At 42.3% G+C, this 14,670-nt stretch carries 12 protein-coding genes; 5 read left to right on the top strand and 7 right to left on the bottom strand.

The genetic code is table 11. The features are described from left to right. Window positions 1-313 precede the first annotated feature (313 nt). The gene (locus FQ084_RS02480) at window positions 314-1,111 is read left to right on the top strand and encodes an enoyl-CoA hydratase/isomerase family protein (RefSeq protein WP_149489043.1); all 798 of its coding nucleotides are present in this window, start codon (window positions 314-316) and stop codon (window positions 1,109-1,111) included. Window positions 1,112-1,225: 114 nt separating this feature from the next. On the opposite strand, the gene FQ084_RS02475 is transcribed toward FQ084_RS02480, so the two are convergent. The 3 genes from FQ084_RS02475 to acnB all read right to left on the bottom strand — a co-directional run bounded on the left by FQ084_RS02475 (window position 1,226) and on the right by acnB (window position 5,096). Next, the gene (locus FQ084_RS02475; protein ID WP_188032873.1) at window positions 1,226-1,672 is read right to left on the bottom strand and encodes a PACE efflux transporter; all 447 of its coding nucleotides are present in this window, start codon (window positions 1,670-1,672) and stop codon (window positions 1,226-1,228) included. Between the two features lie 176 nt (window positions 1,673-1,848). Further along, a complete protein-coding gene (locus FQ084_RS02470) occupies window positions 1,849-2,277 on the bottom strand; it encodes a DUF805 domain-containing protein (RefSeq protein ID WP_262880630.1) in 429 nt (142 codons plus the stop codon). A 215-nt stretch (window positions 2,278-2,492) separates the two neighbouring features. Next, entirely contained in the window at window positions 2,493-5,096 is a 2,604-nt protein-coding gene (gene acnB / locus FQ084_RS02465) for a bifunctional aconitate hydratase 2/2-methylisocitrate dehydratase (RefSeq protein WP_149489041.1), read from the bottom strand. Window positions 5,097-5,495: 399 nt separating this feature from the next. Here acnB and FQ084_RS02460 point away from each other — a divergent pair, with 399 nt between their 5' ends. After that, complete coding sequence (locus tag FQ084_RS02460; RefSeq protein WP_149489040.1) at window positions 5,496-5,891, top strand: carboxymuconolactone decarboxylase family protein; 396 nt, start codon at window positions 5,496-5,498, stop codon at window positions 5,889-5,891. Between the two features lie 195 nt (window positions 5,892-6,086). After that, window positions 6,087-7,130, top strand: coding sequence for a lipoyl synthase (gene lipA, locus FQ084_RS02455; protein WP_149489039.1), 1,044 nt, complete (start codon window positions 6,087-6,089; stop codon window positions 7,128-7,130). 134 nt (window positions 7,131-7,264) lie between these two features. On the opposite strand, the gene FQ084_RS02450 is transcribed toward lipA, so the two are convergent. Genes FQ084_RS02450 through FQ084_RS02440 form a run of 3 tightly spaced genes read right to left on the bottom strand, consistent with a single transcriptional unit; the run spans window position 7,265 to window position 10,869 of the window. Continuing rightward, on the bottom strand, window positions 7,265-9,343 hold the full coding sequence (locus tag FQ084_RS02450; RefSeq protein WP_223144839.1) for a TRAP transporter permease: 2,079 nt from the start codon (window positions 9,341-9,343) through the stop codon (window positions 7,265-7,267). Further along, window positions 9,315-9,860 (bottom strand): DUF1850 domain-containing protein, encoded by a 546-nt coding sequence (locus tag FQ084_RS02445; protein WP_149489038.1) that lies wholly within the window; start codon window positions 9,858-9,860, stop codon window positions 9,315-9,317. The genes FQ084_RS02450 and FQ084_RS02445 overlap by 29 nt, the downstream gene beginning before the upstream one ends. Continuing rightward, complete coding sequence (locus tag FQ084_RS02440; protein WP_149489037.1) at window positions 9,838-10,869, bottom strand: TAXI family TRAP transporter solute-binding subunit; 1,032 nt, start codon at window positions 10,867-10,869, stop codon at window positions 9,838-9,840. Before FQ084_RS02440 ends, FQ084_RS02445 begins: the two co-directional genes overlap by 23 nt. Window positions 10,870-11,692: 823 nt before the next feature. Here FQ084_RS02440 and FQ084_RS02435 point away from each other — a divergent pair. Beyond that, the gene (locus FQ084_RS02435; protein ID WP_149489036.1) at window positions 11,693-12,079 is read left to right on the top strand and encodes a hypothetical protein; all 387 of its coding nucleotides are present in this window, start codon (window positions 11,693-11,695) and stop codon (window positions 12,077-12,079) included. Between the two features lie 146 nt (window positions 12,080-12,225). Continuing rightward, the gene (locus tag FQ084_RS02430; RefSeq protein WP_149489035.1) at window positions 12,226-13,911 is read left to right on the top strand and encodes an alkaline phosphatase D family protein; all 1,686 of its coding nucleotides are present in this window, start codon (window positions 12,226-12,228) and stop codon (window positions 13,909-13,911) included. A gap of 178 nt (window positions 13,912-14,089) precedes the next feature. Here the strand turns inward: FQ084_RS02430 and FQ084_RS02425 are convergent, their stop codons facing one another. Then, on the bottom strand, window positions 14,090-14,464 hold the full coding sequence (locus FQ084_RS02425; RefSeq protein WP_149489034.1) for a hypothetical protein: 375 nt from the start codon (window positions 14,462-14,464) through the stop codon (window positions 14,090-14,092). Window positions 14,465-14,670 lie beyond the last annotated feature (206 nt).

Here is a 14,670-nt window from a genome sequence, read left to right as displayed (position 1 = left end):
CTGAAAAACACCTACTTAAAATACTGCCTTAAAAACTGTTGCCTTTTAGCATAATGCAGCGAGCAAATAGTTCATAGCGTTATTTTCACACAATAGACTAATTATATTCAAAAATATAAATATAAAACAAAATAGATAAAACTTAAACCCTTCTAAGCGTGCCTTAATCGCCTACAAAACTCGCTTTTATAATCATAACAAGCTGATATAGTAATCAGCTTGAACGATTTATTACACCCAACAACCATATCCATCATAACGTCCATTGTTATCAGCAATGCTTATCTAAAACTTCTCACTAAGGAAACCAAATATGTCACAACCTCTGGTCGAATATCACAGCGAAAATCATATTGCCACCATTACCATGAATGACCCTAAGACGCTAAATGCGTTTAGCACGCCATTAAAAAACGCGATTATGGAGGCTCTTGATCAAGCAGACCAAGATGCTGACGTCCGCGTGATCGTGCTGCAAGGGTCAAACAATAACTTCTCTAGTGGTGGTCATATCGGCGAGATGTTAGAAAATGGTATGGAACCTGAGGCATTGGTGGCAAAGCTTGATTTTATGCTCAGAGAAGTGGCGGAAGTGAGTTTAAAGTTGCGTAATATCCATAAACCTATTATTGCTAAATTAGAAGGGGCAGTGGCTGGCGCTGGGATGAACTTGGCATTAACATGTGATTTCCGCATTGCCGCTGATAATGCCAAATTCGTGCAAGCCTTCGTCAATATCGGTTTGATTCCGGATGCGGGTGGCATTTATCTATTGAATCAATTGATTGGTGTGGCAAAAACGACTGAACTTGTGATGTTAGGTGATAAGCTCACTGCAGAAGATGTCGCGCGTCTAAACTTAGTGAATAGCGTCGTGAGCAAAGACGAGCTTGATGCCAGCGTATTAGCATTGGCAACGCGCTTAAGCAATTTACCGGGTAAAGCCTTAGCGTCAATGAAGCATATGATTAACGTTCATGCTTTTTCTGGCTTAAATGAAGCGCTCGATATGGAAATTGATCAACAAACCATGATGGCCAAAACCGCTGACTTTGCCGAAGGTATCACCGCCTTTATGGAAAAACGTAAGCCCGTTTATCAAGGTAAATAAAAGATTTCTCATGCTATCTTCTGTACTATCATCAAAAAGGCTGCCTAATGGCAGCCTTTTTTTGGGTAAATAAATTTGAAGTAAAGTCTATATCAATACCTTTAATCTATTTACTCATGAAGAAGCAGAAGCCGTGTCATAATGATGCGGTAAGGTAAATATCTTGTCAAAGCCCAAGGTAAAAATGAAGGTATAAAACAAGAAGAATAGCAGTAATGCCGCTTCCATCATAAAGGCTTTTATCAAGCCAACATCATACCAAATCATATAAAGTGGCAAGCAAATCAATACCAATCCGCCTTCAAATCCCAAGGCATGAGCACTGCGTACCAATAGCGTGCGCTTTGGCACCTGCTTACGACGTTCCCATGCTTCAAAAGCAGTATTATATAAAAAGTTCCAAATGACAGCTACCAATGATACCATCACAGCAACTGGTAAAGACTCTGCTGCGTCGCCACCACTGAGTTTCATCAATACAAAGGTAGAAGAAACAATAGCGATAAGCTCAAAGATGGTCACATAAACAATACGACGTTTGAGTGGGGATAAAGTAATCAACCAAGACTCCAAAGCACTTGAATATAAAAAAAGTGCCTATCAAAGTATCGGTCCGTCCCGAGATAGAAAAAGATAAGTCACATACAGAGCCACGGTTTCCGCCTGCCCTTATATTATACATAAGATAATGAGAGAAACCAGTCAATGCTTATCGCAAAACAAGAGTAATAAAGGGCTTATTTTGCTGGCGGGCCCCACTGATTGGTTTCGAGCTTGGTATCGCTCGCTAGAAATACCAATAATATAATAGATCCTATCAATGGCAAAATGAATATCAAAAACCACCATCCTGAACGGCTGGTATCATGTAATCTGCGAATAGTCACCGCTAACCCAGGCAAAAACAGACCAAGCACTACAACAATATAGAATAGCCCCGTTTCTGAATTAAATATAATGGCATCTAAAATCATCGCTATGATTAACAAACCCATTTGTACCAATACGAAAAACCAATATTCTTTACGTCGAGCACGACCAGAGAAGTTGGTATAATTTCTTAATCCTTTTTTAAACCAATCAATAATGCCATAGTTTGCTTCAACACTATGATTATTAACCATCCTAGTATTCGGTAAAGGTGGTGGCGTTACTTTATCAAGCATATTTTTATTTTCCATAACTTAAGTGATTTTTAGTCTCTAAAAATAAGAGTTAGTAATTAAAGATGAATAAGCGACTTTGATTATAAGCACTCAATAAAAGTTTGCAAATAATTATTGGTATATTTTAAATTTATAAAAAAACCCCGCATCATAATGATACGGGGTTTTTTTATTTTAACGATTAAGGATCTTCTAGATCAAAAGCTAACTTAAAATTAGGTCAACTGAGCAACGTTAATTTTGTCGGCTTCTTCAGTATAAGAATCCATACGGTCGAAGTTCATGTATTGATACACTTCCTCTCCCATGCTATCAAGCATGCCAGCGTACTGCTGGTATTCTTCGTTGGTTGGCAATTTACCAAGTACCGCTGCGACTGCTGCAAGCTCTGCAGAAGCTAGGTAAACGTTAGCGCCTTGACCTAGACGGTTCGGGAAGTTACGGGTAGACGTTGATACCGCAGTAGAGTTCGGTGCGATACGTGCTTGGTTACCCATACATAATGAACAACCTGGCATCTCAGTACGAGCACCGGCTTGCGCATAAATGTTGTAATAGCCTTCTTCCATCAATTGACGCGCATCCATCTTAGTCGGTGGCGCAATCCATAGACGAGTTTTAAGGCTACCTGCTGGTACGTCCTGCAAGAGTTTACCAGCAGCACGGAAATGACCGATGTTGGTCATACATGAACCAATGAACACTTCATCAATGGTATCACCAGCGACGTCAGCTAGCGTTTTAGCATCGTCTGGATCATTCGGGCAGCAAAGAATCGGCTCTTTGATGTCAGACATATTGATGGTCATGTCGATAGCATATTCTGCATCATCATCAGCACGCAATAGGCTTGGATTAGCTAGCCACTCTTGCATTTGCTCAATACGGCGGCTAATCGTACGCGCATCGCCATAGCCTTCTGAAATCATCCACTTAAGCAATGTGATGTTTGAGTTTAGGTACTCAGTCACAGACGCTTCAGATAGAGTGATAGTACAACCAGCAGCACTACGCTCAGCTGAGGCATCAGACAATTCAAACGCTTGCTCAGCGGTTAAGTTCTCTAGACCTTCGATTTCAAGAATACGACCGTTGAACTCGTTAATTTTACCTTTCTTATCAACCGTTAAATAACCTTCTTTAATGGCTTGATAAGGAATCGCATGAACCAAGTCACGTAAGGTAATACCAGGCTGCATTTCGCCAACGAAGCGCACACGGACAGACTCAGGCATATCAAGTGGCATCACACCAGTCGCGGCAGCAAATGCAACCAAACCAGACCCAGCTGGGAACGAGATACCCATTGGGAAACGCGTATGCGAGTCACCACCAGTACCAACGGTATCTGGAAGTAGCATACGGTTCAACCATGAGTGAATAATACCATCACCAGGACGTAAGCTGACGCCGCCACGGTTCATGATAAAATCAGGCAGGGTGTGCTGAGTCTCAACGTCAACTGGCTTTGGATAAGCAGCCGTATGACAGAATGACTGCATCACGAGATCTGCTTGGAAACCCAAACATGCCAAGTCTTTTAGCTCATCACGGGTCATAGGACCAGTGGTATCTTGCGAGCCGACTGTGGTCATTTTAGGCTCACAGTACATACCAGGACGTACGCCTTCTAGGCCACAAGCTTTACCGACCATTTTTTGTGCAAGGGTAAAACCTTTACCAGTATCAGCTGGCTCTTCTGGCTTAGCAAATACGTCTGAATGACCTAGACCCATATATTCACGAGCACGATTGGTCAAACCACGACCCACGATCAATGGAATACGGCCACCAGCACGAACTTCATCAAGTAAAGTTGGTGAGTTTAGCTCAAACGTTGACAATACTTCATCAGAATCATGCTTAGTGATTTTGCCTTCATATGGATAGATATCAAATACATCACCCATGTTTAGGTTATCAACCGCTACTTTTTCGATTGGTAAAGCGCCAGAATCTTCCATGGTATTAAAGAAGATAGGAGCGATATTGTTACCAAGTACTAGACCACCGCCACGTTTGTTCGGTACGTTCGGGATATCATCGCCCATGAGCCAAAGTACTGAGTTGGTTGCAGATTTACGGCTAGAACCGGTACCAACCACGTCGCCAACATAAGCAAGTGGATGACCTTTTTCTTTCAAAGCTTCGATTTGCTTCATTGGACCAACAACGCCCTCTTCGTCAGCAAAGATGCCGTCGCGAGAGTTTTTGTGCATGGCTAATGAATGCAATGGAATGTCTGGACGGCTCCATGCGTCTTGCGCAGGTGACAAGTCATCCGTGTTGGTCTCGCCAGTCACTTTAAAGGTTGTATAAGTGGTTTTCTTTGGAACTTCAGGACGGCTTAAGAACCACTCAGCGTCAGCCCAAGATTGTACGACTTCTTTTGCGATGTCATTGCCAGCTTCAGCTTTTTCGGTGACGTCATTGAAAGCATCAAATACGAGTAATGTCTTTTTCAACGCATCAGCAGCTTCTTGTGCGACTTCGCTGTCGTCTAATGCTGCAACTAATGGCTGAACATTATAACCACCTTGCATAGTGCCTAAAATTTCAACGGCTTTTTTCTTGCTGATAAGTGGTGAAGTCGCTTCGCCTTTAACGATAGCGGCTAAAAATGCAGCTTTAACATAAGCGGCTTGGTCAACACCGGCAGGAATACGGTTTTCTAACAAGTCCATTAAGAACGCATCTTCGCCCGCTGGTGGGTTTTTCAGTAGCTCAACCAATTCTGCTACCTGCTTCTCATTTAGTGGAAGTGGTACAGTCCCTAGCTCAGCACGTTCTGCGACATGTTTACGATAAGCTTCTAACACAATAGTCGTCCTCGTCGGTTGGTGACCAGTACATCACGTGAGTAGTCAGGATGACAGCCTACATCGATGTACTGCATTGAATAATTATCCGTGCAATCATAGCTCAAAACGCTCAAAATGTTAATGGCTGAGCCACGAAAAGGCGCAGAATAAGGCCATATTGGACATTTATTATAAAAATAGTACCATAACTAATATGATTGACGCGCTTAAATAGCAAACCCGTCATCTTACCGCTCATTTTTACTCTTCTCCTTTTCTACATCGGCGGTTAAATAAAAACCGCGTGCCTGCTATACTCTTATTATCTAATAACTTATCAGATGGATTTCATCAGCAAATTTTTGTATATATGACTTTATAAAATAGATTTCTCCAGTAAATATTAAGGACAATAAGATGGACGATAATGCCAATTATAAAAATGGTCTAAAAGTTCGTACTGAAGTGATGGGCGAGGCGCATGTTAAACGCTCGCTTGATTCAGCGACGCCATTTACTCAGCCCTTACAAGATTGGATTATCGAACATGCTTGGGGCAGCACTTGGCAAGATGACGCCGTATTGCCACGCAAATATCGTTCTTTAATTACGATTGCCTTTTTAATTGCACAAAAAAGTCCCGCTGAGCTAAAAGGTCATATCCGTGGGGCGATTAATAATGGCGCTAGCGTCGCTGAAATACGCGAAGTGTTGATGCATAGCCTACCCTATTGCGGCGCACCTGCCACCCAAGAAGCGTTTCGCGCCGCCATAGACGTACTAAATGACATGGATATTGATATCAATAAATAAAACTACGGTAAAGGCACGCTTCGTAGTAGCCTGTTATTCATGGAAGCCTTGTTATTTGTTGTAGCATTCTTAATCATTTTAACAAGATTGCCTAAAAAACCTTGACCAGATATCTGCTATAATAGCTCGATTCATAAAACATTCTAATAATGCCATAAACCCTTATCCTATCAAGGGTTAAGAGAACATTTGATTATGACAAACGCCGTACAAACCCACGTCCCCGCTGCCCGTGCGAAACCCAAAAAAGCCGTCCAAGGTGAAAAGCTACGTGGCTACGACAAGGTAGCGCGCATCCCAATTAAAGTAATTCCGACCGTCGAGGCAAAGAAAAAGCCAGATTGGATTCGGGTTAAAATGTCCTCACCTTCGGAAGTGGCACGTATCAAAGCCACCTTGCGTGAGCAAAAGCTTTATACCGTCTGTGAGGAAGCCGCTTGCCCTAACCTGCCACAGTGCTTTGCCGATGGTACCGCCACCTTTATGATTATGGGTGATATCTGTACCCGTCGCTGCCCGTTTTGCGATGTCGGACACGGTCGCCCAAATGAATTGGACAAAGACGAGCCACGCCATACCGCTGAGACCATTCAAGGCTTGGGTCTTAAATATGCCGTCATCACATCAGTTGACCGTGATGATTTAAAAGATGGCGGCGCCGCTCATTTCGTTGAAGTCTTGAACGAATCTCGCGCGCTAAGCCCAAATTGCTTAATCGAGATTTTGGTGCCAGATTTCCGTGGTCGTATGGAGATTGCTTTAGATTTATTGACCGAAACGCCCCCCGATGTCTTTAACCATAACATCGAAACGGTTCCGCGTTTATATAAAGCGTTCCGCCCAGGCTCTGACTATCAGCATTCGCTCGATTTGCTTAAGCTATATAAAGAGCGGCGCCCTGATATCGCCACCAAATGTGGCTTTATGGTCGGACTTGGCGAGACTGAAGAAGAAATCTATGCATTGCTTGACGATTTAAAGGCGCATAACGTCGACATGATTACCGTTGGTCAGTACTTACAACCCAGTAAAGACCATGCACCTGTCGATCGTTACGTGCATCCAGATGAATTCCAGCGTTATATGGACTATGGCAAAAAGATTGGTTTCTTTAGTATTTGGGCAGGCCCAATGGTGCGCTCAAGCTACTTTGCTGATCGTCAGTACTATGGTGAAGATTGCCCAGCACCCATTCGTAGCAAAAAAGCCTTAGCAGCAGAAGGTAAACTTGGCTGTTAAGTGAGAGTCGTCATTATATTAAAGTAGAATGACGACTCTTAAAATATAAAAAGGGCAAATAGCAGATATCTACTATTTGCCCTTTTTTATGCTTCTACCTTTTCCGTCTCACTTAAAGCAGTAGCGCTTCAATGTTAAACATTTAAAGCGGCTGGCGCCTTACTACCTTTTATATTAAAAGCCGCGATACCGAGTATTATAACACCCCCTATTAAACCTGTAATAAGCCCAGGATAAATCAGTAGTAATGCACCTAACGCCAATATTAAGCGCGTAACGACATTCATATCACCTTTAAAATAACCCTCTAACGCTGCGCTAAGTCCAATTACACCAACGACAGACGTTACAACGGCAATAATAATATCGATAACAGGTGGTAATGGAAATTCTTTAGCCGTGACAGCAAGGTCTGTCGGGTCGATCATCAACATTGCAGGATTATAAATAAACATAAACGGCACGATAAAACCTGCTAAGGCTAACTTTAATGACAAGAATCCTGTTTTCATCGGATCTCCGCCAGAGATACCAGCACCAGCAAAGGCGGCCAGACAAACTGGCGGGGTAATATTGGCAAACACGCCAAAATAGAAGACAAACATATGCGCTGATAAAATAGGAATATCAAACCCTGCCAACGCGGGTGCCGCCATCGTTGCGGTAATGATATAGGCAGGAATAGATGGCAACCCCATCCCTAACACCATTGAAGCCAGCATGGTCAAAATTAAGGTGAGCAATAACGACCCTGCCCCTAAGGTGACAATCGAAGATGTCATCACCGTACCAAAGCTTGTCAAACTAACGACCCCAATAATGATACCCACAACCGCACAAGCCGCCATCACTGCTAATGACTGACGTGCCCCATCTTCTAGAGCACCTAAAATATCCTTGAAGCCCATACGTGTTTCTTTGCGTAGCATACTGACGATGACAGTAAAACCAATGGTATAAGCCGCGGCATACCCTACAGGAACATTCTGTATCAATAAGTAAATCAGAAACACAATCGGCAATAGCATATGACCGCGCGCTTTTAATACTTCTTTTACTTGCGGCAAACTCTCTTTTGCCATCCCTTTTAAGTCTCGGCGACCTGCGCGAAAATGTACCTGAGCGATAACGCCCAAATAATACAAGATAGCAGGTAATAATGCTGCCAAAGCAATAGTGCTATAAGGTAGCCCTGTGGTTTCCGCCATAATAAAAGCACTAGCGCCCATAATCGGTGGTAAGATTTGACCACCAACTGATGCACTTGCCTCTACAGCTCCCGCAAAATCTTTATGATAACCAACCTTTTTCATCAATGGGATAGTAAACGCGCCTGTACTGACTACGTTTGATAAGGCTGAACCATTGATACTACCCATAAAGCCGCTTGAGATGACAGCCACTTTAGCAGGACCGCCTTTTTTATCCCCTGCCAGCGCCAATGCCAAATCATTAAACAGCTGACCCATTCCAGAACGCGCTAGAAATGCACCAAACAAAATGAATAAAAAGATAAAAGTAACTGAGGCACCGATTGCGACTGAATATAAGCCTTCTGTTTTTAAGAATAATTGACCAAAAATATCACCCATATCATAAGGTCTGGTCAGTAACCGATCAGGCATAAAGTCCAGATGACTGACAAAGGGATATAGCAAAAATATAGAGGCCAGTATGGGCAATATCCAGCCAGTGATACGCCGACTGCCCTCAAGGACGCAGATGACGGTGATAATAGAAAATATCACATCGACCGAATTTGCCATGCCGCCTCGACTGGTGACAATATCTTGATACTCGTATATAAGATAAGCCATCCCAGATAAAGACAACACAAACCAAATCCAGTCATACCATGCTACCCGCTTACGACTGCTTTTTTTGCTGGCAGGAAAGATTAAAAAAATCAATGCAAAGCCAACACCCACATGCACGGAGCGCTGCAATAATGATGGCATGGGGTTAAAGGTAATATATAAATGAAAAATGGAGTATAAAATACAGATTGCCGCGATAATATACTTTACTGGACCTTGGGTGATATGACGCGTAATAGATTCTCGATCGTATTTTTCTAATATCGCTTGTGTCACACTAGGATCAACGTCAGCGTAATTTTCAGTATCTTCATGAGCGTTTGGCTGATGTGTCAAATTCGTATCATCGCTAGAAATAGTAGTCCCGCTATTGTGATCCATCACTTGGGAGTTCATGACAAAAATCCTTATTAAATCTATCGATTAGACTATATGCCTTGGGCATGATAGTTACTTCTGAATAATCTGGTACCCATTGATGAATTAAAAAGCGCTCATCCGCATAATCAATCTCACCCTGAGTTAGTCTTGATACCACCCAGTTAAGATGGGGAAATCTTTGGTTGATTTGATAGCCGACATAGCCCTGTTTTTTTATAGGGGCAATATTTTCGGTCGATGGGGTACCGGCACCAAACGCTTGAAAGTAAGTATTGGTTAATAGCAATCCCTCTTTTTCACGAAGATACTGTTCCTCCCACCACTGCTTTTCTACCGAATGAATCCAACGTAATTGAAAGTTGGGTTCGACAAAATAGCAGACTAGGCTATCGCTATCAGCAACACCTGTTACCCGTACTTCAATGACAGATTGACGACTAAAAATCACCCATAGTATTAATAAAACCAGCGCAGCCATCGATGCTGCGCCAGCAATCCACCATATAGGTTTATTTGGCTGCTTTCTCATCATAGTATTTCTTGGCACCAGGATGAATAGGAGCCACCATACCAACTTGAGCGGTCTCTAAACTGATATCTTTAGCCGCTTGGTGAGCGTTCTTTAGACCATCCAAGTTTTCAAATAACGCTTTAGTCAGCTTATAACCATCTTCCTCAGAGATATCAGAGCGCACCAACAAAGCGTTCATGACAGCTGTGGTTGGAATAGCAGCAGCATTACCATAGGTACCGGCAGGAATCTCAAAAGTTTTAAAGTAAGGCTTGGTTTCAATGATTTTTTTGAGCTTATCTTGATTGATGGTGACCATCTGCAACTTAATGCCCTGCTCTAGCTCTAGTAATGAAGAGTTTGGTAAGCCACTACTGAAAAAAGCCGCCTCAATTTTGCCTGCTTTCATCGCATCTGCAGCATCTGCAAAGCCTAGATAGTCAACTTTGACATCATCATAGGTAATACCAAAACCTTCTAACAAGGTTCGAGCATTAACTTCTGTGCCAGAGCCTTGATCGCCAACGGCAATACGCTTGCCTTTTAAATCTTCAATATTTTTGATACCAGACTTCTCTGACGCAACCACTTGGATTACGTTGGGGTACAGGACAGCAATTTGCTGAATATTGGTGATGGGCGCTTTAAAGTCATTTTTACCTTCTATCGCATCAGTGACGACATCACTAAGTGCCAGCACCATATCCACTTTACCTTGTGTCAATAGATTGACGTTTTCTACTGAAGCACCTGTCGTTTGAGTCTTGGCGTTGACCCCAAAAGTTTTGGCATAAATTTCTGCCAAAGACGTTCCAATAATGTTGTAAGGACCTGACGCACCGCCTGTGGCAATGGTGACAAATTTGGTTTCAAGATTATCACTTGCTGTGGCGGCAGTATCTGTAGAAGTGTCGGTAGTAGCAATGTCAGTAGCTGCGTTATCAGCAGGCGCTTTGTCTGAACAAGCGACCAGCGTCATACTGGCTGCAATCATGGCAGCGAGTAGCGGCATTTTATGAATAGAATTCATTATTTTCTTCCTTGATAAAATAAAGCAAAATGGGTTTATAAAAAACATTTGAATGCAAAGGTCTTAAATACAAGTTGTGGTAGTCGTTCATTATTGTTGACTGACAACCTCAGTCTATGACGCTGACCTTCATATAAATTCAGGAATTAAGCGCCCCATAAACTTGGGTCTACTCAATTAAAACATGGTGTGTCATATATTGCCATCATGTTTTAATAGATGCGAGTCAGGTTGCTAAAAAAACAGCCCTCTATATGGTTACTAGCTAATAGCTATATCAAATCATGGCCCGAACTACAATCCGCATCAAAGCTTGAATAACAGGCCAAAACACAGGTATTGTTTCGCTATGCGATACTAAGTTTCATATTATTAATTATTTAAACAAATTTTAAGGGTCTTGTAAACCTTTATCAGCGTCGATACTGATAAACAATAGCGCCAATCTTTGTTCATTGATAGCCACATTAGTATGCTGCTGCCCATGAAACACATTTTATTTATTTATCTAGTTGAGTGATTTCGCTTACATAATCACCTTTTAACAGGATAATGGCACCTAAACTACAAAATATTTTTAGCGACTACTTCATTTTTTAAAAGCGAAATTAACCTCTATTATGCTACAGTGCAAACGCTGTATTCGCTCTAGAGATAAGCAACAGATAGAAAATTAAAAGTTATTGATGCTCAGTTATTACTGGCGTTATGGTTTATTCAATAATAGATATTGAGCCTTAGCGCACTTCTAAAATGAGCATTTTAGAATAGAGCTTCGAGAATACAAGCACCAATAACACTGATAAACACGACAGGAAAACTTATGAAAAAATTACTCGCTTCGACCATTATGCTTGCCACATTTGCGCTAGCTGGCTGCGCCACCACTGATGGCAGCACCAATGCAGGCACGGCAATTGGTACTGCAAACGAGATTGGTATGAATGTTTTTAAATCGGCTATTGATAATCAATGCCGTAGTCAGATTGAGAAACAGAATGCGTGGCGTATTGCTAGTGTGGCTATGACGGATACTCAAGAGGAAGAGGTAAAAGGTAGAGTTTGTGGTTGCGTCAGTGAGCAAGCCCCGCAGCAAGTGACTATCGTAGAGTTGGGCAATGCTGCGATAGACGCCAGCTATCGTACACAACTGGTCGCTAGAGTTGTGGCAAAATCGCTACAGAGTTGCTACGGTAGCATCGTTAAATAAATAGCTACTAAAGCTACCTATCAAAAAACGTCATCTTTACGAAACAGGCTGGGTTAGCGATTGCTAAACCCAGCCTCTTCATATAAATTATTGAATATTATTAACGATAAATGGAATTTATCTTTAACTCATATCAAGGATGACTGATGAAAAGACGTGCATTTATAAAACTAGGTGGTCAGGTAACGGTAGCCGGTACTTTGCTGACTCAGCTAAGCGCTTGTTCGTCAGATGACGATGACATCAAGCCGCCAGATAAGCTTAATGATTTAGATGACTTAGGCTACCAAGGCGCAGCGCCTTTCGTTCATGGTATCGCCAGTGGTGACCCGCTCCATGATCGCGTCATACTATGGACACGGATTACCAACGACGGTAGTATCGAGGCTTCCAGTATCCCTGTGGCTTATACGATTGCAACAGACCCAGCGCTTAAAAACATCGTCGCTCAAGGTCGCGCAAAAGCAACAGCGGAATCTGACTTCACCGTGAAAGTAGACCCTAAAACCCTCCAACCCAATACCACTTACTACTATGGTTTCGAAGCACTGGGCTATCTCTCTCCTATCGGTCGTACACGCACCATACCACACCCAGACTTGCCAGCAAGCGCAGTCGATCGCGTACGCTTAGCAGTGGTTTCATGCTCGAACTATGGTTTTGGCTACTTTAACGGCTATGCCAATATCGCCAAGCAAGCCGACATCTCTGCCGTCATACATTTAGGCGATTATATCTATGAGTACCCAGAAGGCTTTTATCGCGACAACGACTTAAAAGAAGAACGCCCCTTAGAACCCAAAAACGAAATCATCAGTTTGGACGACTATCGTCGCCGCTATGCCTGCTACCGTACCGATATCGACTTACAAGAATGTCATCGCCAGCATCCTTTTATAGCCGTCTGGGATGATCATGAAATAGCCGACAATTCATGGAAGGGTGGCGCCCGTTTCCATAATGATAGTAAAGGTAGTTATCTAGAACGTAAAATGTCTGCCGTACGTGCCTACCATGAGTGGATGCCCATTCGCGACGACAGCAGTAACGAATTAGACAGTCAATTACGCATCTATAGACGTTTTGAGTTTGGCAAATTATTTGACTTGAACATGCTAGATACGCGGATATTTGGGCGTGAAAAACTTGATGCGGCTGCCAGTAATGAGCCTGAGCGCCAATTGCTAGGTCTTGAACAAGAAAACTGGCTGTACTTAAAGATGCTAGAGGGCAAACGCCGTAAAGCAACCTGGCAAATACTCGGTCAGCAAGTCATTTTAGCGCCATTTAAAGGCTCATCTGCAACCAATTCTGGGGATATTTGGAATGGTTATGCCAGTGCGCGTACACGTTTATTAGACTTTATCGAAGACAATAGTATCGATAATACGGTTGTCTTAACCGGCGACTATCATGCGTCGTTTGCTTTTGATGTCTGTCAAAACCCTTTTGATGCCAATAGTTATAATCCAGAGACTGGCGAAGGATCGATTGCGGTCGAATTCGTTTGCCCCGCCCTCACCTCTTTAGCATTTCCCGAAAGTGGCGCAGGAGTAGAGGAAAACCCGCATCAAAAATTTAATAACCAAACTGATCATGGCTATATGTTATTAGACATTAATGAGCAGGCTTTTCAGTGCGAATGGTATTATACCGAGACTTTAAAAAAGCGTGATGACCGCTGTCGTTATGCCAAAGGACTGGTAACTCAAGCAAGCGGCAACCACTTAGTTGAAGGCACTCAGTCTCGCCCTATTACTAAAACGACGGCTTTAGCCAGCAAAGATCAGTCCGTGGCTATGAAAAGGTCAGCCTCGTTAAGCGCGGGTTAAAATAGAGGCTAAATAAATCTGCTATTCAAAAATAGTAATGATTTCTACTAAGAAAAGACCCAATGAATAAGGGCGCGTTATATGTATATAACGCGCCCTCTTCGTGAAAAAATCACTAAATATATTTTGCTCACCCTTTATAAAGCAGCAACGCTAAACAACCGCTCAATCAAAAGGTTTAATCCTCTTTAATGATGGTTGACGTTGGCAGTTGCGGCGTCTTTATAGGTAACACTCTATGATGGAAGTATTTGGACTTGCCGTCTAGAACTTTATTCACCTCTTTAATTAAGTCATGAATGATGTCATCGTATATCCCGTGACTTAACTCCTTTTCAAACGGCGTATAAGGGTGCTTGCGCGTTGCGGAACTGACTTCCGTCACCCCTTGTTTGGTATAAAAAATATCAACGCGACCATCACTATTTAACACACAGTTTAATAGCCCGCCTTCAAGCTCCATCTCTATGCGCTCAGGCATAAATATATAATCATCCACATCGATAAGCTTTTTTTCTACTTCTCTTTTTAGTATCGATTTTATGTCGAACATGTCTATATCCCTAGCTTTTACAGATTTATAGTTTTGATTAATAGTCTTAATCAGCCAACCCAGTTTTTTATTTTTTTCGCATTAAACCCTATACTGAATAGGTCATACTTTATTCACTTAGTTTATAAGAGGTATTACTATTTTTTAAGGTATGATATGTAAAACTGCGTTTGATGTTGGTAAAGTGTCGCGCGCTAGCTACAGCC

Source organism: Psychrobacter sp. ANT_WB68 (genome assembly GCF_008369115.1).
In the GTDB taxonomy this organism is placed as follows: domain Bacteria; phylum Pseudomonadota; class Gammaproteobacteria; order Pseudomonadales; family Moraxellaceae; genus Psychrobacter.
The sequence above is the reverse complement of the archived record's forward strand: the minus strand, read 5'-3'. Positions and strand labels throughout refer to the sequence as shown.

Excerpts from the sequence above, each read along its gene's own strand:
- FQ084_RS02480 (WP_149489043.1), top strand. The coding sequence starts at position 314 with ATGTCACAACCTCTGGTCGAATATCACAGCGAAAATCATATTGCCACC.
- FQ084_RS02470 (WP_262880630.1), bottom strand. The coding sequence starts at position 2,277 with ATGCTTGATAAAGTAACGCCACCACCTTTACCGAATACTAGGATGGTT.
- FQ084_RS02460 (WP_149489040.1), top strand. The coding sequence starts at position 5,496 with ATGGACGATAATGCCAATTATAAAAATGGTCTAAAAGTTCGTACTGAA.
- lipA (WP_149489039.1), top strand. The coding sequence starts at position 6,087 with ATGACAAACGCCGTACAAACCCACGTCCCCGCTGCCCGTGCGAAACCC.
- FQ084_RS02450 (WP_223144839.1), bottom strand. The coding sequence starts at position 9,343 with ATGAACTCCCAAGTGATGGATCACAATAGCGGGACTACTATTTCTAGC.
- FQ084_RS02445 (WP_149489038.1), bottom strand. The coding sequence starts at position 9,860 with ATGATGAGAAAGCAGCCAAATAAACCTATATGGTGGATTGCTGGCGCA.
- FQ084_RS02440 (WP_149489037.1), bottom strand. The coding sequence starts at position 10,869 with ATGAATTCTATTCATAAAATGCCGCTACTCGCTGCCATGATTGCAGCC.
- FQ084_RS02435 (WP_149489036.1), top strand. The coding sequence starts at position 11,693 with ATGAAAAAATTACTCGCTTCGACCATTATGCTTGCCACATTTGCGCTA.
- FQ084_RS02430 (WP_149489035.1), top strand. The coding sequence starts at position 12,226 with ATGAAAAGACGTGCATTTATAAAACTAGGTGGTCAGGTAACGGTAGCC.
- FQ084_RS02425 (WP_149489034.1), bottom strand. The coding sequence starts at position 14,464 with ATGTTCGACATAAAATCGATACTAAAAAGAGAAGTAGAAAAAAAGCTT.